Annotated in this window: 19 protein-coding genes; all 19 read right to left on the bottom strand. The window is 40.0% G+C overall.

Annotated features, from left to right (window positions below):
- Positions 1-9: 9 nt before the first annotated feature.
- Positions 10-1152, bottom strand: coding sequence for a hypothetical protein (locus tag HMPREF1212_RS08615; protein WP_046149078.1), 1143 nt, complete (start codon positions 1150-1152; stop codon positions 10-12).
- Between the two features lie 15 nt (positions 1153-1167).
- Positions 1168-2367 (bottom strand): EpsG family protein, encoded by a 1200-nt coding sequence (locus HMPREF1212_RS08610; RefSeq protein ID WP_046149077.1) that lies wholly within the window; start codon positions 2365-2367, stop codon positions 1168-1170.
- A gap of 9 nt (positions 2368-2376) precedes the next feature.
- Positions 2377-3849, bottom strand: a complete 1473-nt coding sequence (locus HMPREF1212_RS08605) for an oligosaccharide flippase family protein (protein WP_082099854.1) — start codon at positions 3847-3849, stop codon at positions 2377-2379.
- A 7-nt stretch (positions 3850-3856) separates the two neighbouring features.
- On the bottom strand, positions 3857-4891 hold the full coding sequence (locus tag HMPREF1212_RS08600) for an acyltransferase family protein (RefSeq protein ID WP_046149075.1): 1035 nt from the start codon (positions 4889-4891) through the stop codon (positions 3857-3859).
- Positions 4892-5039: 148 nt separating this feature from the next.
- A complete protein-coding gene (locus tag HMPREF1212_RS08595) occupies positions 5040-6308 on the bottom strand; it encodes a nucleotide sugar dehydrogenase (protein WP_046149074.1) in 1269 nt (422 codons plus the stop codon).
- A 13-nt stretch (positions 6309-6321) separates the two neighbouring features.
- Complete coding sequence (locus tag HMPREF1212_RS08590) at positions 6322-7296, bottom strand: SDR family oxidoreductase (protein ID WP_046149073.1); 975 nt, start codon at positions 7294-7296, stop codon at positions 6322-6324.
- Between the two features lie 773 nt (positions 7297-8069).
- Positions 8070-8402, bottom strand: coding sequence for a hypothetical protein (locus tag HMPREF1212_RS26960; RefSeq protein ID WP_157316973.1), 333 nt, complete (start codon positions 8400-8402; stop codon positions 8070-8072).
- A 157-nt stretch (positions 8403-8559) separates the two neighbouring features.
- Positions 8560-10476: a UDP-N-acetylglucosamine 4,6-dehydratase family protein gene (locus HMPREF1212_RS08580; RefSeq protein WP_046149072.1), complete on the bottom strand. Its 1917-nt coding sequence runs from the start codon at positions 10474-10476 to the stop codon at positions 8560-8562.
- A 440-nt stretch (positions 10477-10916) separates the two neighbouring features.
- Positions 10917-13160 carry a GH92 family glycosyl hydrolase gene (locus HMPREF1212_RS08575; RefSeq protein WP_046149071.1) on the bottom strand — a complete coding sequence of 748 codons (2244 nt, stop codon included), beginning with the start codon at positions 13158-13160 and terminating at the stop codon, positions 10917-10919.
- A 42-nt stretch (positions 13161-13202) separates the two neighbouring features.
- Entirely contained in the window at positions 13203-15377 is a 2175-nt protein-coding gene (locus tag HMPREF1212_RS08570; RefSeq protein ID WP_046149070.1) for a family 20 glycosylhydrolase, read from the bottom strand.
- A 456-nt stretch (positions 15378-15833) separates the two neighbouring features.
- Entirely contained in the window at positions 15834-16178 is a 345-nt protein-coding gene (gene rplT, locus HMPREF1212_RS08565) for a 50S ribosomal protein L20 (RefSeq protein WP_022455800.1), read from the bottom strand.
- A gap of 110 nt (positions 16179-16288) precedes the next feature.
- Positions 16289-16486: a 50S ribosomal protein L35 gene (rpmI, locus tag HMPREF1212_RS08560; protein WP_007657083.1), complete on the bottom strand. Its 198-nt coding sequence runs from the start codon at positions 16484-16486 to the stop codon at positions 16289-16291.
- 54 nt (positions 16487-16540) lie between these two features.
- The gene (infC, locus tag HMPREF1212_RS08555) at positions 16541-17182 is read right to left on the bottom strand and encodes a translation initiation factor IF-3 (protein WP_046149069.1); all 642 of its coding nucleotides are present in this window, start codon (positions 17180-17182) and stop codon (positions 16541-16543) included.
- A 33-nt stretch (positions 17183-17215) separates the two neighbouring features.
- Entirely contained in the window at positions 17216-19171 is a 1956-nt protein-coding gene (gene thrS, locus HMPREF1212_RS08550) for a threonine--tRNA ligase (RefSeq protein ID WP_028728197.1), read from the bottom strand.
- A 157-nt stretch (positions 19172-19328) separates the two neighbouring features.
- Positions 19329-21422, bottom strand: a complete 2094-nt coding sequence (locus tag HMPREF1212_RS08545; protein WP_028728198.1) for a tetratricopeptide repeat protein — start codon at positions 21420-21422, stop codon at positions 19329-19331.
- Between the two features lie 46 nt (positions 21423-21468).
- A complete protein-coding gene (locus HMPREF1212_RS08540) occupies positions 21469-21795 on the bottom strand; it encodes an acyl-CoA carboxylase biotin carboxyl carrier protein subunit (protein WP_046149068.1) in 327 nt (108 codons plus the stop codon).
- 29 nt (positions 21796-21824) lie between these two features.
- Positions 21825-23372 carry an acyl-CoA carboxylase subunit beta gene (locus HMPREF1212_RS08535; RefSeq protein WP_028728200.1) on the bottom strand — a complete coding sequence of 516 codons (1548 nt, stop codon included), beginning with the start codon at positions 23370-23372 and terminating at the stop codon, positions 21825-21827.
- A 23-nt stretch (positions 23373-23395) separates the two neighbouring features.
- The gene (gene def / locus HMPREF1212_RS08530; protein ID WP_046149067.1) at positions 23396-23953 is read right to left on the bottom strand and encodes a peptide deformylase; all 558 of its coding nucleotides are present in this window, start codon (positions 23951-23953) and stop codon (positions 23396-23398) included.
- A 3-nt stretch (positions 23954-23956) separates the two neighbouring features.
- Positions 23957-24379, bottom strand: coding sequence for a Holliday junction resolvase RuvX (gene ruvX, locus HMPREF1212_RS08525; RefSeq protein WP_028728202.1), 423 nt, complete (start codon positions 24377-24379; stop codon positions 23957-23959).
- Positions 24380-24424: the final 45 nt, after the last annotated feature.

Genomic DNA, 24424 nt, shown 5'->3' with positions numbered 1-24424 from the left:
ATTCTTGTTTTATTTATAGTTTTTCACAAATTCATCACTCGACATAAACTCCACATCGGGATATTTTGTAACTATCGTCTTAAGCAGTCTCTTGAAATCACGCAAATTCTGGTCCCTATTTGAAGCGTCTAACTCTCCAACAAAATTAAGTCGATGGCAAGAGATGACAGCTGGTAACATCATGCTGAAAGCTTTTGAGATACCTGCCAAACAGCAGTCTAAACCTAAGTTCTTACCTTGGGAAGGCTCAAAATTGCAATTCCTTACAGTATAGATCTGTCCGTTCTTGTTTTTTTCGCCCCAATAATGTCCTGTAATGCGGTTTCCCTTTGATTTTTCAAGATAGGAATGTTTCTGTATATAACCACCTTGGATACCGATTACTCCATTTTCTGCAGCTATATCTTCCACAAAAGAATCCCAAGTATAACAAGGAGCAATCATGGTGTCGGATTTGAATCCAAAAATTTGCTCAAACATCGATAAGCCTTCTTTTATGGATTGGGTTATTACTGTTCGGTCTTGAGGTAACCTCATATCAAACGCTTCCAATACATGGCTGATTGAATTATTATCGAAAGTTCCTAAAGAAAATGTACCTTCGTCAAAGCAAGCCATCATATCCTTATTGCCAGATTGCAAGAATCTCATCCAATATGAAACATTCAGATGCTCACGGCCATGGAATTGAGGCTGAAAAACTTTATGAGCTATACCTTCTTTCCACAAACCAAAAGCTTTGTCATGATGCGGATACCTTTTTAACGTTTCTGTAAATGGCTCATAACAATACATCTGAAATCCGTTTGCCCGAATTGCTTCAAAATAAGGGTTGGCAGTAACACAATTTAATGTGATAATAGCAGGATTTCCTTGTGAGTCTTGAACTGATGACAACACTTCCATCAGTAGTTCCAAATCATCATTAGAAGCCAATGTATCCACACGATCGTATGCTAAACCAATAGGAGTGGCAGGAACCCCTCTCTTTATCAGCCGATCTAAAACGTCCAAAGATGGCATTCTAATACTTCCCCAATCATCGGATTCAAAGACAACAATATGCCGATTTGTACGATGATTCATCAGCATCATCAAACTATGAACCGCTCGGGAATAATTTGTTCTGTATAATTTTACAATCTTACTCATATAAGAATAATTGACTTATTTAATTAACGATAACACTGGACAAGAATCTTCTATAAACCACGTTGTTAATACATTTCCTACACAAAGAGCATTTATACCGATGATTCCTAATACTCCTCGTAGCTGAAACAAAATAATATACACAAAGAATGGTGAAGCAATGCGAATGACGTTATCGAATTTGAGACCGAACACCTTAGAATCGGCTAGGATAAGAATGTATAATGAACAGAACATAAAATTAGTCACATCCAAATATCTCCATCCCCATTCTGTCAGATTAGCAATTGCCGAAAATGTGCCTATTAATAGAGTACATACCAACAGACTTTTATATTCAGGCCGATACTTTAAATAATCTCTTAATTGAAAAAAAATATACAAAACCAATCCTATATTTAAAAATTTCCAAGTAACACGACCAGATTGGCTGAACCAATTATGATCCTGAAACTCTGCATTGATATATGATTCATTTCGACTATTAAACGAATCTGGCAAGTACTGCTCTATAACTCCGGTTATAGCTCCAATATCCAAACTTTCAAGTAGATTTGCAACTATGAATATGAGAACGTATGATATTAGAGAATACTTAGGTAAAAACTTATATACCAACAGAATGACTAACAGATACAAAAAAGAGAAATGGATAAAAATAGAAGCTATCGAAAAAAGCAAAAATTTATATTTCCCCTCTAAAATATATGGTAAAGCTCCTAAAAGGAACACTTGCATCGCCATCCACCAACGGTGTGTGTAAGAGGCTTTAGGAAGCAAAACAAGAACAAAAAAAAGAACAATAAAAAGAGTTGAACTATTGCAGTATTTTGTAATATATTTAAAATTAAAGGAAAGACAAATACCATATAACATCGCCAATATTCCAGCAAAGACCTGTGTATTCGATGTAAATCTGGAAACAAACCATGTCATAAACGGTAAATAGAAATCAATCTGACTACTTTCATTCAAAGAAATGAAATAATATTCGAAAGAGAATCCAGACTGCATTGATAACAAAGAAAAATTCATCATATATCGTCCAAAATCGTTGCTTTCATTAGCTATTATTTGGGTACCAATGAAAAAAAAGAATATAGCAAAGACCCCGGGGAATACATAAGTCCTATTCGCTTTTATGGACGAAACAAGACCACAAAAAGGGAATAAGGCTGTAATGAAAGCCCAACGAACTTTATCATTTATTGTCATAATGAATTATCATTTGAATTTTAACAATACTTGAAGGTAATTAATCTTAACCAATCTCGAAGTTATAATAAGCAGCAGGTAATATAGAGATAATGCTAAACATAGAACAATAAATAGATTCGTAAGCCAACCTATCCTATTAAGTGCATAATAAATTACCAAGGCAGAAATACTTGTATGAATCAGCACCTTGAACATATATACCATGATATCTGCATTGACAACTCTAATATTTCCCTTCTTGTACAAGAATATACCAGGAAGGAAATATTTCGTGCAGGCATTCAAGAAAACAAATACCGCCGTTATCAAATATGGGTTTCCAATGTCAGAAGTAACTAATAAAATATTCACCATCCAAAGCAATATAGTGCAAATTATGTCAAATTTAAAGCAAAGTTTACTTTTTCCAATAGCAGTAAGTAAAATGGAGAATGGGAACATTTCCACAAAGTTAAACATAAGCACTATTCGGAAATAGATAAAAGAGTTTACATACCCGCCACCGTATAAAAATTGCATGATTTCACGTGCATATAGGAACGAAAATACGATGAGAGGCATCAGTAATACAAATAACTGCTTTGTAGAATTATAAAGCGATGTGAGAGGAGTACTATAATCGCCAGAAGAACTTGCTTTTGCAAACATAGGTGTAAGCAACATTCTCACAGGAGCAACAAAGATTGTTACAAAAGGTAGTGCCATATAGCCGTTAGAATATTCTGCAAAGGCAACCGTTCCGTAGTAACGACTGATAAACAATTGTGTTGCCGAATTGAACACCATAAAAATCAATGCCGAACCCATAATCGGAAGCGTATAATTCAAAACTTCCCGATACATGTTGGGAAGTTCTATCTCATCAACCTCTTTATAGGCACGATTCTTTGCTATAATAGCTATAACAAATGCTACAAATGAAGCAATACCCCATCCTACAAGTGCATACCTATAGTCATTTTTTATGAATACCACTGGAATGATGATACAAGCCAACATCAATAAGCGTGTAACAATATTATAGAATGCAATAAACTTCGTATTCTTATGCACTGTATAGATGCCTTCTACGCCAAGCGTGGGCAAGGTGAAAAGCGGGAACAAAGAGAATATCTTAAGACCTATTGCTAATTCCTGATTTTTCAATAGATCTGCTAACAAACCCGAGGCAATAAATAAGACCAAAGAACATAATACTCCTAAAGTGAATAACAGACCATTGATTTTCTTAACAATATACTTTCCCTCGCCTTCACCATATTTTGGAAGGAAGTAGGTGAATACAGCAGGTAGTCCAGCTTGAAATACAGTAAACAAGATATAATACACATACATAATCTGCTTGTATGTCCCATACTCTACCTTGTCAAAGTATCTGGAAAGAATAACAGAACTGACAATGCCAACTGCCATACTACAGACGTAGCTGACACTAAGCCACAATGCTTGATTAAAGTTATTTGTTTTTTGATTTCTCATAAACCACTTATCCTATAAAAAAACGCCCAAAATTAGTTTTTAAAACTATTTTTGTTAGTACTATTGATAAGAATAATGTAATAGTAAATCCTACCCACGGAGTAAGAACATCTCCAAATATGACATAGATATTAGTATAAGTATATAGGAATTTCAAAATGAATTGATGAAAAACATAAACCCCATAACAAATTCCACTTGCAGCTATCACCATTTCACTTGGTTGAAAACCCTGTCGGTTCGTATATCTATATACTATAGAATACAATGCCAAAATACCGATACATGCTTTTACTAATATAATAGAATGTCTCCATATAAAATCTAAATACAGATTCCAACCAGTTATGAAAAGATTTTCTAAAAACACTAACGCTATATATCCTATAACTAATATAACAATTACGCCATTGCTTTGGGTGCAGTTCAATAATCTTTGTTTGTTAATCCATAAACAATATCCAGAATAAACATAGAATAAGAACTGAGGTAATCTACTAAAACCTAATGGTAAATCAAAAACTGGTATCAAAGTTAATATTGCCAAAATCAGAAACATCCAAGCTGATACCAATTTATAGTAATCGATTATCCATATAAATAAAAAGCACCAAAACAGCATTGGCAAAAACCATAAATGACCAGATCCAGATAGCACTTCAATTATAAATGTATCAAAACTAAAAGTTTCTGCTTTATATATGAATATGAAATAATAGATAGGACTAAAGAAAAGCATAGGAACAATCAGTCGTAAATTTTTTTTCTTTACAAACGACCAGAAACTAGAGCGTTTATTCAAGTCATTAGTTTGATATGAAAATACATATCCAGCCACAAAGGCAATAGTCTCAATACGGAATCCCCTAATAAAATCTATCATCCATTGATACACCGATAACAATTCTACATTATGAGAATCTATTTCTATATATTTGATATGAGAAAACGAATGTATAAAGACCAAAAGAAATATAACAAATGGTCTTATATAAGATACTTCATAAAGAAGTTTTTTTTTTAATGTTTTAGTCTCTTGCATAAAATAACCATTAAAGACATTATATTAAATTATTATGTATCAGCAAAGCAGAAAATAATCTTGTTTTTTTTATTTGTATTATTATATATTAGTTTTGACTAATTGTATTGAACCATACAAATCACTTGTTCTACCAAAATCCTATTAATTAAAGACGCGCATCAATGATGCCGCGGTCAAGAGTACACTTCACATCGAAGATCACATGCTTCTCCTTGAGGAATGCAGGTACATCCATCCCGGCAAACTCCTTGTGAGCTACGGCTGCAATGGCAGCATCGAATTTCAACAGAGGGAGCTTGTTGATGACATCGATACCATACTCGTGCTTTGCAACGACAGGATTAGCCCATGGATCGTAAACTGTTACATTGACATTGTATTCCTTGAGCACACGATAGATGTCGATGACCTTGGTATTGCGTACGTCAGGACAATTTTCCTTGAAGGTGAAGCCGAGGATGATGACCTGAGAGTTAAGCACCTGAATGCCCTTCTTGAGCATATGCTTGACAGTCTCGGTGGCTACGTACTCCCCCATGCCATCATTCATGCGACGGCCGGCGAGGATAATCTCAGGATTGTGACCATGGCGCTGAGCACATTGGGCAAGATAGTAAGGATCAACACCTATGCAATGACCACCTACAAGACCTGGCCGGAAAGGAAGAAAATTCCACTTGGTACCAGCAGCCTCAAGAACATCGAGTGTATCGATGCCCATCTTAGTAAAGATGTGAGAAAGCTCATTAACAAAAGCGATGTTTATGTCACGCTGGCTGTTCTCGATTACCTTTGCAGCCTCAGCCACCTTTATGGTAGGTGCAAGGTGAGTTCCTGCAGTAATAACAGAAGAATAAACTTCGTTAACATACTGACCAATCTCAGGAGTAGAACCAGAGGTAACTTTCTTAATCTTCTCTACAGTGTGGAGCTTGTCACCTGGATTGATACGTTCAGGAGAGTAGCCTGCGAAGAAATCAACGTTGAACTTCATGCCGCTGACCTTCTCGACAACATGAATACATTCGTCCTCAGTTACACCAGGGTAAACGGTCGATTCATAAACGACCACATCGCCCATGCTAATGACCTTCCCCACGGTGGTAGATGCGCTATAGAGAGGGAGAAGATCAGGATTGTTGTTCTCGTCAACAGGAGTAGGAACAGCAACAACGTAAAAGTTGCAGTCGCAAATTTGCTCAATGTCAGCAGTACATACAAAACCGTGGTTATTAATTGCGTCCTGAAGAAGTTCGTCACTTACTTCAAGGGTAGCATCATGCCCCGCCATAAGAGCCTCGCAACGCTTAGCGTTCATATCGAAACCTACGGTCTTGTACTTGGTGGAAAACAAACGAGCAAGTGGAAGACCTACGTATCCGAGGCCAATCACACATATTTTTGTCTCTTTCATTATTATTTATTGATTACAGATTATTCTTGTACCACTCGATAGCAGCCTCAATACCTCTTTTAAAGCTCCAGTCTGGATCGTAACCAAGAAGTTCCTTTGCCTTAGAAATGTCTGCATTCGAATGCTTAATATCACCGGCACGATCAGGAGCGAACTCAGGCTCCATATCAATACCAAGAGCCTTGATGAGACCATAGTAAATATCAATAAGGAACTCTCGACCACCGTATGCTATGTTAAATGCCTGTCCAGCGGCAGAAGAAGGTGCAAGGCACGCTTTAAGGTTAGCCTCAATGACGTTTTCGATGTAAGTGAAATCACGAGACTGCTTACCATCACCATTGATGCGACACTTCTGACCATTGATAAGAAGTTTGATGAACTTGGGAATGACTGCTGCATACACTCCATCAGGATCCTGGCGACGACCAAAGACATTGAAGTAACGCATCCCGTATGTATCAAGGCCATAATGCTTTGTATACTGCTTTGCCCACTCCTCATCACATCGCTTTGAGACCGCATACGGACTTAGAAGATTGCCTTCAATGCCTTCTTTCTTAGGAAGATTAGGCTCATCACCATAAACAGAAGAAGAAGAAGCGTAAACGAACTTCTTCACACCCTTTTGGCGAGCTGCTTCAAGCATGTTGAGTGTGCCCTGGATATTGTTAAGCGAGTAGAAGAGTGGCATTTCAATAGAACGAGGTACAGACCCCCATGCTGCTTGATTGAGCACGTAAGCCACCCCCTCACAAGCTTTCATACAAGTGTCGATATCCTTGATGTCGCCCTTGACAAACTCGTAGCGAGGATTATCAAGGAACATATCGATATTCTTCTGCTTACCAGTAGAGAGATCATCAAGGGCACGCACACGATAGCCCATTTCAAGGATTGCCTCACAAAGGTTACTGCCAATAAAACCGGCAGCACCAGTTACTAAAAATATGGAGTTCTCGGGAAATTGTAAATGTCTGTAAGCCATAATTGCTTTAATTTATATTGTTCTGATTATTTCTTGTTATCATTCCAACGAATCAATAAAAATTATCCTAATTGCACTGCATTTCTCTATAATTATCCATATTGACTTTCACACCTTTTAAATAATATGTATCACCTATGATTAACACTCGTCTATTCATAAATTATTCGCTTATTTTCTATAGTCATCTTTCCAATGCGCAAATATATGCAGGCAAAACCTCTACCTTTTTTCCACCTTTTCAGGAATTACACCCACTGCTGTACCTGATGATGTTGCGCCAAAAGTGTGGCTATACTAAGACCACCATAACCTGTTCCTGCTACTGCAATTTTCATCATAAAATAGATTAATTTATTATTCCTTTCCAAATATCATGTTATGGTTGCTATACATTGATGCGTTTTACCTTATCCGTCAGATATGATACTTTTCAACTCCGCATCATCAAGGAAGTCCATAAGTACATCAAGGCCTATGGAACCATTCTCGTAGAAGAGAAATGTCCATTTACCGCCAACAATGCCTTATAGCATTTCACTTCTAATTCATAAAATTCAGATTCTTCCTGAGTCATTTTTCTTGCATTATATTTCCCATAAATATCAACTTATCTCCCCATCCATCTGCAAAGATATTGGGAGAATGTGTTGTCAGGAAAATTTGACAATTAGGATTGATAGCTAGCAAATTCTCAATCAGTTTATCCTGCTAAACCATGTGCAAAAATATCTCCGGTTCATCTAATAAAAGGACGGGAGATCTTTGTTTCATCAAAAAACAGTAAACAGAAGGATCAACATCTGCTTTTCCCCGGAAGAGAGCTGTTCGATGGTTAATGCCACTGTCTTTTTATCAAAGACTATTTCATTCCGCTCATTGATCCGAATTGTTTTCCCTGTCGTTGAAAACAAACTATTGATTATACTGAATAAATCGTCTATATGGGATTGGCTGACATTATCCAGATCCGGATTGGTCATCGACAAACGATAATCCGTAAAGGAGTAAACCTCTTTCTGCCTTTGATATAATAGAGTATCCAGCTGTTGTGTCAACTGCGATTGCGCATTTTTCTTCGATGATGGTATATCGAACGTATTCACATAATGTACCTCGAAAAATGCACCTGTAATCGCCGCGGTTTGGGTTTTTCTTCAAAAACCACATTACCAGAGGAAGTTTGTAAAGTTGCTTTTTCTATTCCTTTAATCGCTTTCGCATCACCGACCATCTAAACTATTTTATATCAAAAAAAGAAATTTATTCTTTATCCAACACCTCATACTCCGAATTCTTACTCTTAAATTCCGGTACAATCCCTTTCATATATCTAACTGTTTCCATTTTATCTACTTTTATTGCAAAAGCGATTAAAGGACTCAAGAGTGTACAAATAGCATTATAATCATATTCTCTTACCTGGGCACAATATATCTTGGCGTTATTCGTAGGGAGTGTATTTTCTTTTGTCGCCAAAAGCTCTTCATACAGTTTCTCACCGGGACGAAGACCGGTATATTTTATTTCGATATCTTCACCGGGAGTAAGACCAGCCAGTTCAATCATACGGCGAGCCAAATCAGCGATCTTAACAGGTGTTCCCATATCGAAAACAAATATCTCACTGCCCTTTCCCATAAAAGCAGCCTCAAGTACCAAACGACAGGCTTCCGGGATTGTCATAAAGTAACGAATGATATCCGGATGAGTAACCGTTAAAGGGCCTCCTTTCACTAATTGCTCACGGAAACGAGGTATAACAGAACCATTACTACCCAAAACATTCCCAAATCGAGTCGTGATAAAACGAGTTTTCCCGGGATGCAAGCCCTTGCTTATGGCGATACTCAAACTCTGTACATAGATTTCTGCCAGACGCTTGGAAGCCCCCATCACATTTGTAGGATTAACAGCTTTATCAGTAGATATCATTATAAATTTCTCCACATCATACTTAACTGCCATATCCGCTACATTACGAGTACCATGCACATTCGTATGAACTGCTTCACAGGGGTTTTCCTCCATTAGAGGTACGTGCTTATAAGCAGCTGCATGAAATACATATTGGGGACAGAAACGCTTGAAAACGGACTCTACACGATCAACCATCCGAATGTCTCCCATAATAGGGATGCATTCAATCCCGGGGAACTTCTCTTCCAATTCCAAACGTATATTATGCATGGGAGTTTCAGCACTATCAAACAAGATCAACTGTTTCAAACCGAATGTACAGAGTTGACGACAAAGCTCACTCCCTATCGAACCAGCAGCACCGGTAACCAATACCACTTTTCCTTTTAAAGATGCTGCAATTTCATCCATATTAATATGGATTTCTTCACGGCCTAAGAGATCTTCAATACGTACTTCCGGTAAATTACATAGGTTTATTTTACCTTTTTTCAGTTCATCGATAGAAGGAAGCATCAGCATCCGGACTTTTTTCTTTTCGCAATAGCGAACCAGACGCTCACTCTCCTCTTTTACAATTGCATAGTCTGTGAACAGAATAGCCCGAATGTTTTTCTGATTCACTAAACGATTAAACTCAATTTGATTCTTTATTGAAAAAACCTTATACTTACCTATACGCAATGATTGGCGCTCCCCAAAACGGAGAAACCCCTCCATCTGAAACATTTGCTTATCACATAAAGAAGAATCAAATAATAAGGAGGTGAGATTCTTCCCCTGGTAGATCAATAATTTCCCCTGGCTGGAAGAAATACTATTTATTATGATCGTATACGATACTATTAAGAGAGCACGCGATATAGTAAGTATAGAGAATGTCAGAAATAAATCGATAACAGCTCCTAATACTAGCTCATGCAAAGAATAGGTATCGGAAAAGAGATGAAATGATAAAAATAATAATGAGACTTTTATCAAAGACGAGATAGCAAATCTTCCGGTTTCTGTAAAAGCAGAATGTCTGATCACACCTTTATAAGTCTGACAGAAGTAAAAACTTATCAAACTATAAGATAATGATAGGAATAATATATTGAAAAGATTGCGATTGGAAGTCTCCGTTCCTAATATAAACCACAGGAAGGTTAGAGACGTAGAAGTGGAGAGAATTGATAAAAATAGATCAACAGAAAGGATTATCCATCGATTTAAGAATTTAACATGAGAAAACAATTCAATTAAATACCTGGCATTCATCGGATTAAGTTTAACACCATTACACACAGATGTTCGTCAGTCCCAATTGACCAACTACGCATAATGGCTTGATATACTAGTGTTTGCTGTAAAACAGGGTGACTAAAAAAAACGATCGTTTTTTCTAGTCACCCTGTTTTTATAATTTTAGTTAATCCTTGATTATTGCGTAATATTGAATAATTGAACTTATGTATTTAATAAATAGCTAAATAAAAAATTTCAGTCCGATTGTATTTCAATAAATATTTAATACCTTTGCGCACATAATAATGACTAGAAAAAACGATCGTTTTTTCTAGTCATTATTATTTTGCAGTATTTTAAAATTTTAGAAGATTTACATTCTGAAACCAGACATCTACTTCTGCTTATGAATAAAAAAAGCCCTGAGAAGTTTGTTTCTTCCCAGGGCTTTTGCTTTACTTATCTCTCTCTGTTTATTTATGCGTATCTTCTAAAATAAACTTGAGTGTTCCGGCATTCACCAGTTCTTCTTGAGAAATGGTATAGCCTTTCAACTTCTTTCCTCCGGCAGTTACTTCTTTTATATAGATATCTTCCGGAGTCTGGTGCATAGACTCGATCACCAACTCACCTTTCGGATAGAACTTTTTGTTCAGATCGATAGTGACCTTGTTGAAGGTCGGTGAAGTAAGTACGTAATCCATATCACCCGGGCAAGCTGGATAGAATCCCATCATAGAGAATACAGCCCAGGTAGACATTGTGCCGGTATCATCATTTCCGGGAAGGCCGTTCGGAGCGTTATGGTAATACTTGCTTAACAGTTCGCGGACTGTTTTCTGTGTACGCCATGCTTCACCTTTAAAGTAACTGAACAGGTAAGGGTAGGCAATATCCGGTTCGTTAGCCATATCGTAATGACCTTCATCGAATACCATTTGCAGTTTATCGACAAATTTCTTCTGACCGCCCATCAGCTTAACCAGCCCGGGGATATCGTGAGGCACATAGAATGTATAGTTCCAGGCACTTCCTTCATGGAAACCGGGGTTAGGTTCAAAGTTTTCACCTTGTTTCGGATTGAAAGGTGAATAGAATGTTCCGTCAGGCAGGATCGGACGAAGGGTACCGAACTCTTTACTATAATAATGTTTATAGCCCATTGAACGATCGTGGAACAACTTGGCATCCTCTTTCTTTCCCAATGCTTTGGCAAACTGAGAAAGGTTCCAGTCGGCAATATAATATTCCAGTGCATGAGAAACGGAATTATCATACTGTTCGCGCAGAGGAACATATCCTTTACTCATATAATCGTTATTGTCCGGACGAAGCAGGTTGAACTCACCGGGAGTAGTAGCCCCTTTACGCATCGCTTCGTAAGCTGTTTCAACATCGAAGTCACGCAGGCCGCGCATCCAGGCATCTACTATATAAGGTATGGAAGGATCGCCTTCCATCGTCAGGGTTTCGCGTCCGTAGAGTTCCCATTTAGGCAACCAGCCGCTTTCCTTATACATGTCGACCATCGTACGGATAATATCCAACTGACGTTCGGGGAAAAGCAACGTCATCAACGTGCTTACATTACGATACGTATCCCACAAGGAGAAAACTGTGTAGCGATTGCCAGTCGTATGACCGACTTTCAAACTTTCCATCATCGGGTATTCGCCGTTTACATCCTGGATGATATTCGGATGGATCAGCAGGTGATAGAGCGCTGTATAGAAGATCGTCTTATCATCTTTTGAACCTCCTTCAACTTTAACGCGCGACAGGTCGTTGTTCCACATCGTGCTTGCAGCAGCTTTAACCTTGTCGAAGTTGAAATCGGGCTGCTCGGTGTTCATGTTCAAACGAGCATTTTCTATGCTGACAAAAGAGACGCCCATCTTTACTTCGATGACTTCATTTTCCTCTGTATCATAGGTAAGCCATACCCCGATATCATCACCGCTCATTTCACGGTTGTATTTGGTATAGAGTTTATATTTACCGGAATAGATATCCCATTCGGCTTCTACTCCCTTCATTTCACGTTGCTTCTTCCAGTATCCTATCTGTTTGGGAGCTTTGCTTACCTTCATAACGAAATAGATCGGGAAAACGGCCTGGGGATTATAACAGAATGTTCCCAGCAACTTGCTTCCTTCAATCTCCGTATCGCTGACCATACGGACAGTTGCTCCGGTTTCGTTTGTTAGTCCTTCACCCAGATTAAGCAGTATATTACCCTGCCCTTTCGGGAAAGTAAAACGGCTCAATCCTGTACGCATACTGGCTGTTGCTTCAGCTTTAATATTGTATTTGGTCAGGACGTTGCTATAATATCCCGGATGGGCGGTTTCATCTTTGTACTTACTACCGTATTGCTTGTAGTCCACATTCAATTCGCCGGCTGTAGGCATTAAAAGGAGGCTTCCCAGTTCAGGACAGCCTACTCCACTCAGGTTTACATGGGCAAACCCTGTAAAGAAATCGTTGTCAGAGGAATAAGGGGTCGACCACCATTGGCTGTCTTTATCGAAACGGTTACTCTCCGATCCCATCACATTGAATGGAGTGACACTCATCATACCCTGCGGACAGATGGCGCCGGGATTCGTCGTCCCGTAATTGCTCGTCCCGATAAAAGGGTTTACATAATCTACCGGCTGTTGTGCTGCCGCCATCAGGCTACCACACAGCAGGAGGCTCATTACTTGCTTCTTCATTCTTGATTTATTTAGTTAATAATTTAAATATATACTATTTAGTTACCATACGACAATTTCATCGACAAAGATAAATCCCTTGTTGGCTTCATCTGCCCTCAGACGAACATAACGGGCTTTCCAGTCACCACAGAAGGTATATTCCTGAAAAGAAAGTTCCGGATCTTTATTAGAAATAGTAGTCGGAATAAGACCTTGCGAAGTGAAGTTAGTTCCATCTTCAGAGGTTAACAACTCCACACTGGCCGGTTGATACACTCCCGGGCCGATCAGTTGCATGAAACGGGCAGAGACTTTGTGGATATCAGTCACCTCTTCCATATCGATCACGCAATCCAGATCATTCAGATAACCTTGCCAACGACCATCCAAATATGTAAGTCCGCCACGGTATCCGTCGAGCAGAGCATTCATTCCGCCGGCCATATAACCCGGATACAACTTACTATTATAATGTATAGGTTTGTTGATTGCACGGTGATAATCGACTTTCTTCTCAGTCGGTGTACCCTGTAATTCTCCGTTTTTAAAGATTGCCGCTTTGATATAAGCAGAATCCTTTACCATGATCATGCCATCATAAAGGGAAGAAGAGGCAGTCGGAACTGTTCCGTCTGTTGTATAACGAATTTCAGCCGGGTACTTTTCAGCATCCAGGAAGACTTCGATCTGCTTATTGACGGTATCGACCTTCATCGTTACTTCAAGTTCGTCGGAAAGGGTAAATGTATTAATACCCATTTGCTGCAATTTAGCGATATGGGCATTCATGCGCGGTTTAAAGTCATCCCATTCACGCTTTTCCTGCGGCGACCAGGCAATCTCGGCAAGCGCCAGAGCACGAGGGTACATCATATATTCCAGATGTTTTTCATCCGGGATATATTCTGTCCAGGTATTGGCCTGAACTCCCATGATATGTTTACTTTCCTCAGCAGTAAGCGAATCTACCGGAATCGGGTTATAGCTATATACTTTCTTGATCGGAGTATATCCGCCAATGGCATACGGCTGAGTTTTAGGATCCGCCTGATAAAAATCGAAATACATATAATTGCCCGGCGTCATAATAACATCATGTCCCATACGGGCAGACTTGATCCCGCCACTTTCACCACGCCAGGACATAACGGTTGCTTCAGGAGCCAAACCGCCTTCAAGTATCTCATCCCAACCGATCAGTTTGCGGTTTTTAGAGATCAGGTAGTCTTCCGCTTTATGGATCATATAGCTCTGAAGTTCGTCTACACTCTTCATGCCGTTCTTTTTCATCAAAGTCTGGCATTTCGGACAGGTTTTCCAGGCACCTTTACCGGCTTCGTCACCACCGATATGGATATATTCTGAAGGGAACAACTCGATCACTTCATCCAATACATCTTCCATAAAAGTAAATGACTTAGGATTACCGATACAGAAATCCCCATTCTTATAAGGAACACCAGAGCAACTCAATTCCGGATAAGTGAATAATACCTCCTCCGAGTGTCCGGGAAATTCTATTTCCGGTATTACATTAATATGTTTAGATGCAGCATAAGCTACGATGGCACGGATATCGTCTTTCGTATAATAACCGCCATAAGCACCCGGAGTTCCCTCTGGTAAATATTGACGGTCTTTTCCATCCCACCATTTCCTCCAGTCGGATTCCGTACGAAAAGCAGCTTCTGTTGTCAACTTTGGATATTTATCCATCTGGATACGCCAACCACCGGCATCAGTAAGATGAAGGTGAAGATTATTCAATTTGTAAAAAGACATTACATCCAACAGCTTGAATACCTCTTCTTTTGGGAAGAAATGGCGCGACACATCCAGATGCATTCCCCGGTATTTGAAACGAGGCTCGTCCTGTATAGCCACATAAGGGAAGCCCAGGGGAGAAAATAACTGCCGGAGTGTCTGTTCCCCATAGAACAAGCCTGCTTCGGTAGCCGCTTTCAGGTCGATCCCTTTTTCATTAACTATAAGCTGATATCCTTCCGGATTTCCACCTATCGACTCATCCACGGTAAAGTGGACATTTGCTGGTTTTTCCGCAGAAAAGACGACTGCACTGTCAGCTTTAAAAAAGCCTCCGGATGCACTAACCTGTGCGGGTAGCGGAATTATATTCAGTTGCACAGTCTCTTTCGGAGAACAGGCAACAAGAAATAAAGAACACGCTACGGCGACACCCGTTATCGTCATGCGCGATTGTTTTGGCAACAACATAATAATCAGTTTTTGTGTATTTATTCTTGGTGCGGTAAATATACAAAGAAAAAGGGAAAATCCCGTAAGAGATTTTCCCTTTATATGAGAAGAAAGCCGCACCGTAGATATGAACAAACTCCGTATGACAGGATTTGAGTGCTTTGCCACCTTTGTAATCCGCTGTGCGATGCATGCCCCGAAGGGTGCGGCCCGCCATTAGCGACAAGAGCTTTGTCTCGGAATTAAAATAAACTGATGAGTTTCCCAATCGAACAAGTGCGGCTAACTCATTTTTCTTATTACAAAGATATGTAAAGGCTTTGAATTATCCAAACAAAATGCAGAGTATTTGCCTTTAAATATTGAATAAAAAAGTAAACTCTCACTGTTTCAGAACGTATGAATTGTAAAAAGTAAACAAAAAAAGAGCCCTCTAATGAGGACTCTTCTCCTATTGACATTATGATATATCAATTACTTTACTTTAGCAACGATTGCTTTGAAAGCTTCCGGATGGTTTACAGCCAGGTCGGCCAACACTTTACGGTTGATTTCAATACCTGCAGCGTGTAAAGCTCCCATCAAACGAGAGTAAGACATACCTTCCAGACGTGCAGCAGCGTTGATACGCTGGATCCACAATGCGCGGAAGTTACGTTTCTTGTTACGACGGTCACGGAAAGCATAAGTCAAACCTTTTTCCCAGGTATTCTTTGCTACGGTCCACACATTCTTACGTGCACCATAATAACCTCTGGTAAGTTTTAAAATCCGTTTTCTTTTTGCTCTTGAAGCAACATGATTTACTGATCTAGGCATAATTCTAATCTGTTTTGAATGTTAGCGCCATCTTAATTATTTGATGATCTTACTTGCTAAATACATTCGGTTAATAAAAATCTTTGTAAAACTCGCTTAATTTAAGAAGATTACTTCATGCCAAGCATTAGCTTAACACTGTTTACATCAACAGTGGCAACAAGGCCAGTGTGAGTAAGGTTTCTCTTAGCTTTTTTAGTCTTCTTAGTCAAAATGTGACTTTTAAAAGCGTGTTTTCTTTTGATTTTTCCTGTTCCGGTAAGGGCGAACCTCTTTTTGGCACCGGAATTAGTCTTCATCTTAGGCATTTTCCAATTTTGTTTTAATTATTAAACTTGACACCCTCTAACGGGCGGTTTTTCTTATTCTTCATTTTCGTTAGCCTCAGACTCAGTCTTAGGCTTCAGAGTTATAACTTTCTTCACCACAGGTTTTGCAGGTCCTGCTGCATTTGCCGGTTTCGGAGCAGCTGCCGAAGCTCCTGCTTTTTTAGGTGTCAGCATGATGATCATACGTTTCCCTTCCAACACAGGTAATTGCTCTACTTTACCATACTCTTCCAGATCATTGGCAAAACGAAGTAACAAAACTTCTCCCTGCTCTTTGAAAAGAATGGAACGTCCTTTAAAGAACACATACGCTTTAACCTTTGCTCCTTCTTCCAGAAATCCTTTGGCATGTTTCAACTTAAAGTTATAATCATGATCGTCAGTCTGAGGTCCGAAACGAATCTCCTTCACTACAACCTTAACTGACTTCGCTTTTTGCTCTTTCTGTCTTTTCTTTTGCTGATAGAGGAATTTCTGGTAATCGGTTACTCTACAAACGGGGGGCGCAGCATTGGGTGAAATTTCTACCAGGTCAAGTGCCAGATCTTCGGCAATTTTTAATGCCTGAGAGATCGGGTATACTCCCGGTTCTACATTGTCACCTACTAAACGAACTTCACGAACACGAATACGTTCGTTGATTCTGTACTGTTCTTTCAGATTGTCATTCTTCATTCAAAAAGATTTATTCTCCTCGTTATTAGTTATTTATTGTTTACTTTTTTGCCAACGATTCATCATTTCCTCTACTTCATCGTTTAAAAGCGCTGCAAAGGTAGTAATTTTCATCGAACCTTTATCACCTTCGCCCTGTTTTCTTACAGAAACTTCATTATTTTCTGCTTCTTTCTCTCCAACAATGAGCATATAAGGAATACGTTTCAATTCGTTATCACGAATCTTACGACCAATTTTCTCGTTTCTGTCATCTACCAATACACGGATATCCTGCTCTTCCAACTGACGGGCGATATCCCATGCATAGTCGTTGAACTTCTCACTGATAGGCATGATACATACCTGATCCGGAGTCAGCCACAACGGGAATTTACCACCGGTATGCTCAATCAGTACAGCAACAAAACGTTCCATTGAACCGAATGGTGCACGGTGTATCATTACCGGACGATGTTTTTTATTGTCTTCACCTGTATATTCCAGTTCGAAACGTTCCGGCAGGTTATAGTCTACCTGAATAGTACCTAACTGCCAGCGACGACCGATCGCATCCTTCACCATAAAGTCCAGTTTCGGACCGTAGAAAGCAGCTTCACCATATTCGATCTTTGCCTTCAGGCCTTTTTCCTGACAGGCTTCGATAATGGCTGTTTCCGCTTTTTCCCAGTTGTCTTCCGAACCGATATATTTATCTCTGTTCACTTTATCACGCAAGGAAATCTGAGCTTCGAAGTTTTCAAAGTCGAGCGCCTTGAAAATGATAAAGATAATATCCATTACTTTCAGGAACTCATCTTTCAGCTGATCCGGACGGCAGAACAAGTGAGCATCATCCTGGGTAAAACCACGTACTCTTGTCAGACCATGCAACTCACCACTCTGTTCATAACGATATACAGTACCGAACTCTGCAAAACGAAGAGGCAGGTCTTTGTATGAACGCGGGAATGATTTGAAAATCTCACAATGGTGAGGACAGTTCATCGGTTTCAACAAGAATTCTTCACCTTCTTGCGGAGTATGAATCGGCTGGAATGAATCTTTACCGTATTTTGCATAATGGCCAGAAGTCACATACAACTGTTTAGCCCCGATATGCGGAGTCATTACCTGCTGGTAACCATATTTCTTCTGAATACGTTTCAGGAAGTCTTCCAGTTTCAGGCGCAACTGAGTACCGCGAGGCAACCACAAAGGCAAACCCGCACCTACAGCAGTAGAAAATGTAAACAATTCAAGTTCTTTACCGATCTTACGGTGGTCACGTTTTTTAGCTTCTTCCAATAACGCCAGATATTCATCCAGCATTTTCTTTTTCGGGAAGGTTATACCATACAAACGAACCAACTGTTTACGCTTTTCGTCGCCACGCCAGTAAGCACCGGCTACGCTCAAAATCTTAACAGCCTTCAAATAAGAAGTGTTAGGCAAGTGCGGACCGCGACACAAGTCTGTGAAAGCACCTTGCGTATAGGTAGTAATTGTACCGTCTTCCAATTCGCCGATCAACTCGGTCTTATATTCTTCACCTCTGTCCCCGAACATTTTCATGGCATCTGCCTTGGTAATGTCCTGACGTTTGATTTCTTCTTTTCTGGCAACCAGTTCCAGCATTTTTGCCTCAATAGCAGCAAAATCACCTTCTTTGATTGTAGCTTCACCCGGATCCACATCATAGTAGAATCCATTTTCAATAGCCGGACCGATACCGAACTTAATGCCCGGATACAGTTCCTGCAATGCTTCAGCCATTAAGTGAGCACTCGAGTGCCAGAAAGCATGCTTACCTTCTTCATCATCCCACTTAAGCAAGTTAACTGTTGAATCTTTAGTAATAGGACGAGATAAGTCCCAGGTTTCCCCATTCACACTTGCGGCCAAAACTTCCTGAGCCAAACGAGAACTTATGCTTTCTGCGATCTGCATAGCAGTAGTTCCTTCAGCATATTCTCTTACGGAATTATCCGGAAATGTAATCTTTATCATAATCTGTTCTCTATAATTCTTTTTAATTAGGATGCAAATTTAGCATTCTTTTTCGTAAAATAATCCTTTTGCGCCAAAAGATATATGCTTTAAACCCAAAACAGACATGTTTTGTTGGCAAAGCATGTCTGTTTTGAACTTAATTGAGCAATATAAATTAGTTGCTTGTCATGCGCTTGATGATACTATAAGCATTAATGATACCCAGTTCGCCCGCCTTACTCAGGTCGGCTATCCCCTGATTGGCATCACCTAAAGACAAACGTGCCAATCCCCGGTTGAAGTATGCTTCTGCAAAATCGGGATCACGTTTGATCGCTTCATTATAGTCCTGTATAGCAGCTCTGAAGTCACGTTGAACGCAACGCAGGTTTCCACGATTGAAATAAGCATAAACAAAACCCGGATTCAAACGGATAACCATATCATAATCGCGTGTTATCATTTCATGCTCGTAAGCTCTTTTATTTTCTTTTACGTTAGCTGATGCAGGATCAGAAGGTGTCCTCGACAAACTTTGGTTTTTACCGATATTAAAATTCATGCTTCCCATAGATGCCGACAGATCATCCGTACTCGAGGCTTGCGACATATCATACACCAACTGTTTATAGCGCACCACTGCCCGGTTGAAATAAGCCATCGTATAAGTCGGATCAAGTTCAACTACCTTATTGAAATCCTTAATAGCTTCAGTAAAGTCCTGTACCAGCATATAATCGACAGCCCGACCGAAATAAGCATCGGCATTGCTTGAACGTGTTTCTATCTTAGCTGAGAAATCATTGATCGATTCAAAATGCACGGCAATCTGATCTTCAGTAAGAGCCGCTTCTTCATTCGTGATACGAAGTTTACGCGATAAAACCATACGGGCATTGAACTCCTCGATCATCTTATCGTAATAGACTATTTTTTTGATCGGGTCAATCTTTTCGTAATAGGTCAATACAAACTGAGGTTCCAGGTCTACACGCACATTACGATCTTGCACACGTCCACGAACATCACTCTGATATTTATTCCTTCGCTCTTCATCCTTATCATACACCACCAGACGATTAAACTTACTAATGTTCTTATCCGATTTTTCACGTGTATTTTCATCATTATTATTTGCAGCAGTTGCTGTTCCTGTCTGCCCACCGGCTTGACGGTCTTTCTTGGCATTGTTTTCCATCTCGATAGCAGCCCAGTAGTCACGGTCAGCACCCACAACATCGTTCATCTTACGTTTGGCTTCCGAACGGCTGTAATATCCGGGGGTAAAATTCGGATATTGTCCCAACACCACATCGTAATCACTTACCGCACCACGATAGTCACCGGTTTCAAAGCGGAGTAAAGCGCGGTTGTAATAAGCCATATAGTTATCCGGTTCCAGTTGGATCACTACATCGAAATCTTCAATAGCCCGGTTATTATCTCCCACCTGATAACGGAGCAGTCCACGGTTAAAGCGGGCAATCAGATTATTTTTATCCATACTGATGACCTGGTCATAGTCAGCCATAGCTCCACGAAGGTCATTCATCTGATAACGGACTAAACCTCGATTGATATAATAACCACCTTCACGGGTATTCAATTTAATTGCTTCATTCAAATCGGCCAACGCATCTTTCAGGTCATTCGTCTGATAAAGCAAAATAGCACGGTTTCCATAAGCCGGAGCATAATACGGATCCATCTCAATCGCCATGTTGTAATCGGCAAGCGCTTTAACGGTATCTCCTTTCTCGCTGTACATGGCTCCGCGGGTCAGATAGTTCATGGAATATTTAGGATGCGCTTTCATCAGCACATCAAATGTCTTTTCTGCTTCGTCGTAATCTTTCCGCTGAATATTAGCTACAGCTTTATTGACAAGCATCTGCCGGTCTTCAGGCTTAAACTCAAGACCTTTATCATAGTCATTAATAGCCTCTGCATATTTTTCCTGGCTCTGACGAGCAATTCCGCGGGCGTAATAAGCCTGCACTAAAAAAGGGTTCCGCTGAAGACATAATGTACAGTCTTCCTCGGCACCCTTGTAATCGTCTAAGTTCACTTTTGCTACTGCACGGTAAAAATACGGTTCCGCCAACCAGGGCTTCGCTTTAATTACCTGATTAAAATACTGTATTGACAGAACATAGTCTTCAAAATACAGAGCATTACGTCCTATGGCCAGTACACGATCCGTATTGATCTGTGCCACTAGCGAAAGTGAACATATTTGTAATATAAAAAAGAGTATTGCCTTCTTCATCTATTCTAAATATCAACTTGAGTGAGGCAAAAATAAGTAAATTATCTTACTTAGACTCTATTTTTACCATCAAATGATCTTTTGTAATCTTATCTCCCTCTTTTACATCCAATTCGGTGATCACTCCGGTCACCGGAGCAACGATACGATTGTACATTTTCATCGCCTGATGGATAAGGAGTAACTGTCCGGCTTCCACCGTCTGTCCCTTTTCCACATAGATCTTCACGATGGTTCCCGGAAGAGTAGAAATTACGTCACCGACGAAGGGCTTATGCCACATCTTACGGTTTTTATATTTCTCAGTCAGCAGCGTTTTGTATTTACGGGCGGTAACTACAAAGTCTACATATTCATTTTCTTTATTTTCCATATTTTCAAAAAGTATATTTACGGATTCAATTAGAACGGAGGTATTCCGTGCTTTTTAGCCGGTCTGTATTCCTCTTTCAAAACAGAAAGCTTCAGCGCGTGAAGTAACAACGAACGTGTTTCTTTCGGCTCGATAACAGAATCGATAAATCCTTTTGAAGCAGCCACATAAGGATTAGCGAACTTCTCAATATACTCTTTTACTTTTTCCTGACGCATTGCATTCTGGTCTTCCGCTTCCATGATTTCCTTACGGAATATAATGTTGGCAGCACCTTCCGGCCCCATTACAGCGATCTCTGCACTCGGCCATGCGAACATAAAGTCTGCGCCCAGGTGACGTGAGTTCATTGCGATATAACCACCACCATATGCTTTGCGCAGAATAACGGTGATCTTAGGAACAGTAGCTTCAGAATAAGCATACAATACTTTTGCACCATGACGGATCACACCGGCATGCTCCTGGTCTACGCCCGGCAGATAACCCGGCATATCTTCCAGTGTAATAATAGGAATATTGAATGAGTCGCAGAAGCGGATAAAACGAGCGGCTTTATCAGCACTGTCGCAATCCAATACACCTGCCAGTACCATCGGCTGGTTAGCAACAAAACCGACAGTTTCGCCACCCATACGACCAAAACCAACTACGATATTTGCAGCCCATAGCTCCTGTACTTCCAAGAAGTCTGAATCATCAACAATACATTTAATAACATCGCGAACATCATACGGCTGCTTCGGATCGGCAGGAACAACCTGTTCGATATTAAGCATAACTGACGGTTCTTTCGCTTCTACCGGTTTTGCGTGGTCTGTATTGTTCCAGGGAATAAAGCTAACCAGGCGTTTTACCTGCTCGAAACATTCCTGTTCGCTCAATGCATAGAAATGAGCATTACCTGTTGTTTCTGCATGAACACGAGCACCACCCAGATCTTCCATAGAAATATCCTCACCCAACACAGTCTTGATTACATTCGGCCCGGTAATAAACATCTTAGAGATATTTTCTACCACGAACACAAAGTCTGTCAATGCAGGAGAATAAACAGCTCCACCGGCACATGGCCCCAGAATCAAAGAGATCTGAGGGATAACACCTGATGCAATTGTATTTCTATAAAATATTTCGCCATATCCGGCCAAAGCACCAACACCTTCCTGAATACGAGCACCACCCGAGTCGTTAATACCGATAATCGGACATTTCATTTTCAGAGCATGATCCATGATCTTCGTGATCTTACGGGCATGTTGCAAACCTAATGAACCACCAGCAACCGTGAAGTCCTGTGCATAAATACAAACCGGAGCTCCGAAAATTGTACCTGTACCAGTTACTACACCATCGCCCGGAAAGTCCTTCTTGTCCATTCCGAAATCGCGACCATCGTGCTTAACAAACAAATCGTACTCATGAAAAGAGTTCTTGTCCAACAAAGAAAGGATACGTTCACGGGCAGTAAGTTTACCCATAGCAACCTGTTTTTCGATTGCAGCTTCGCCTCCACCCATCTCTACGACGGCTTTCTTTTCCCTGAGGGCCTGAATGTTTTTACTTAAATCTGTCATACTGATTATTTAATAGAGTTTTATTATTTACCGACAGCTTTTGCTCTGTATGAACAACGAGCAGTCCCTTTAATAATACTATTGAGTTTTCCTTTATTCAACTGGCGGCGGATAGGAGATACATTATCGATGAATACATGACCTTCCAAGTGTTCACACTCATGCTGTACCACACGAGCGGCAAAACCGTCCACCACTTCATCATGTTCGACCAGATCTTCATCCCAATATTTCACCCGGATCTTTTTGGCACGGGATACCTTCTCATGCACTCCCGGAAGGCTGAGACAACCTTCTTCCATAGAAATCTCCTCTTCACTTCGTTCCACAATATCCGGATTAATCATAGCACGCTTGAATCCTTTGCATTCAGGAAAATCGTCTCCCATCACATCTGCGTCAATAACCAGCAGACGGAGCGACAATCCAACCTGGGGAGCAGCTAATCCTACTCCATCGGCATTATACATGGTGTCAAACATGTTAACCACTAATTGCTTTAAATCGGGATAATCTTTAGGAACATCTTCAGCCTCTTTTCTTAATACGGGCTGACCATATAAGTATACTGGTAAAATCATAAATTAAAACTGATATTTTTTATTTTCTAAATATGATTGCAGGATAATAACAGCACTGATTTCGTCTACCAGACCTTTATCCTGTCTTTTCTTTTTCTTTAAACCACCGTCAAGCATTGCCTTATGTGCCAGAACAGAGGTAAAGCGCTCATCGTAATATTCAACCGGAATATCCGGAATAGTCCGTTTCAGATGTGTAACAAAAGCCTCTACATATTTCATATTTTCGGAGGGTTCATTATTCATCTGTTTAGGCTGACCGACAACAAACAGATCAACCGGTTCTTTAGATACATAACCGGATAACCAGGCCACAAGTTCACCGCTTGGTACTGTTGTCAGACCATTTGCTATCATCTGCAAAGTATCCGTAACAGCAATTCCGGTACGCTTCCGGCCATAATCAATTGCTAGTATCCTTCCCATCGGCTGCAAAGATAGCACAAATATGCATTTGTATTACACAAATAC

It is taken from the genome of Parabacteroides sp. HGS0025, from assembly GCF_000969845.1.
Taxonomy (GTDB): domain Bacteria; phylum Bacteroidota; class Bacteroidia; order Bacteroidales; family Tannerellaceae; genus Parabacteroides; species Parabacteroides gordonii.
Note: the sequence above shows the minus strand (reverse complement) of the source record. Positions and strands in the feature narration are given on the sequence as shown.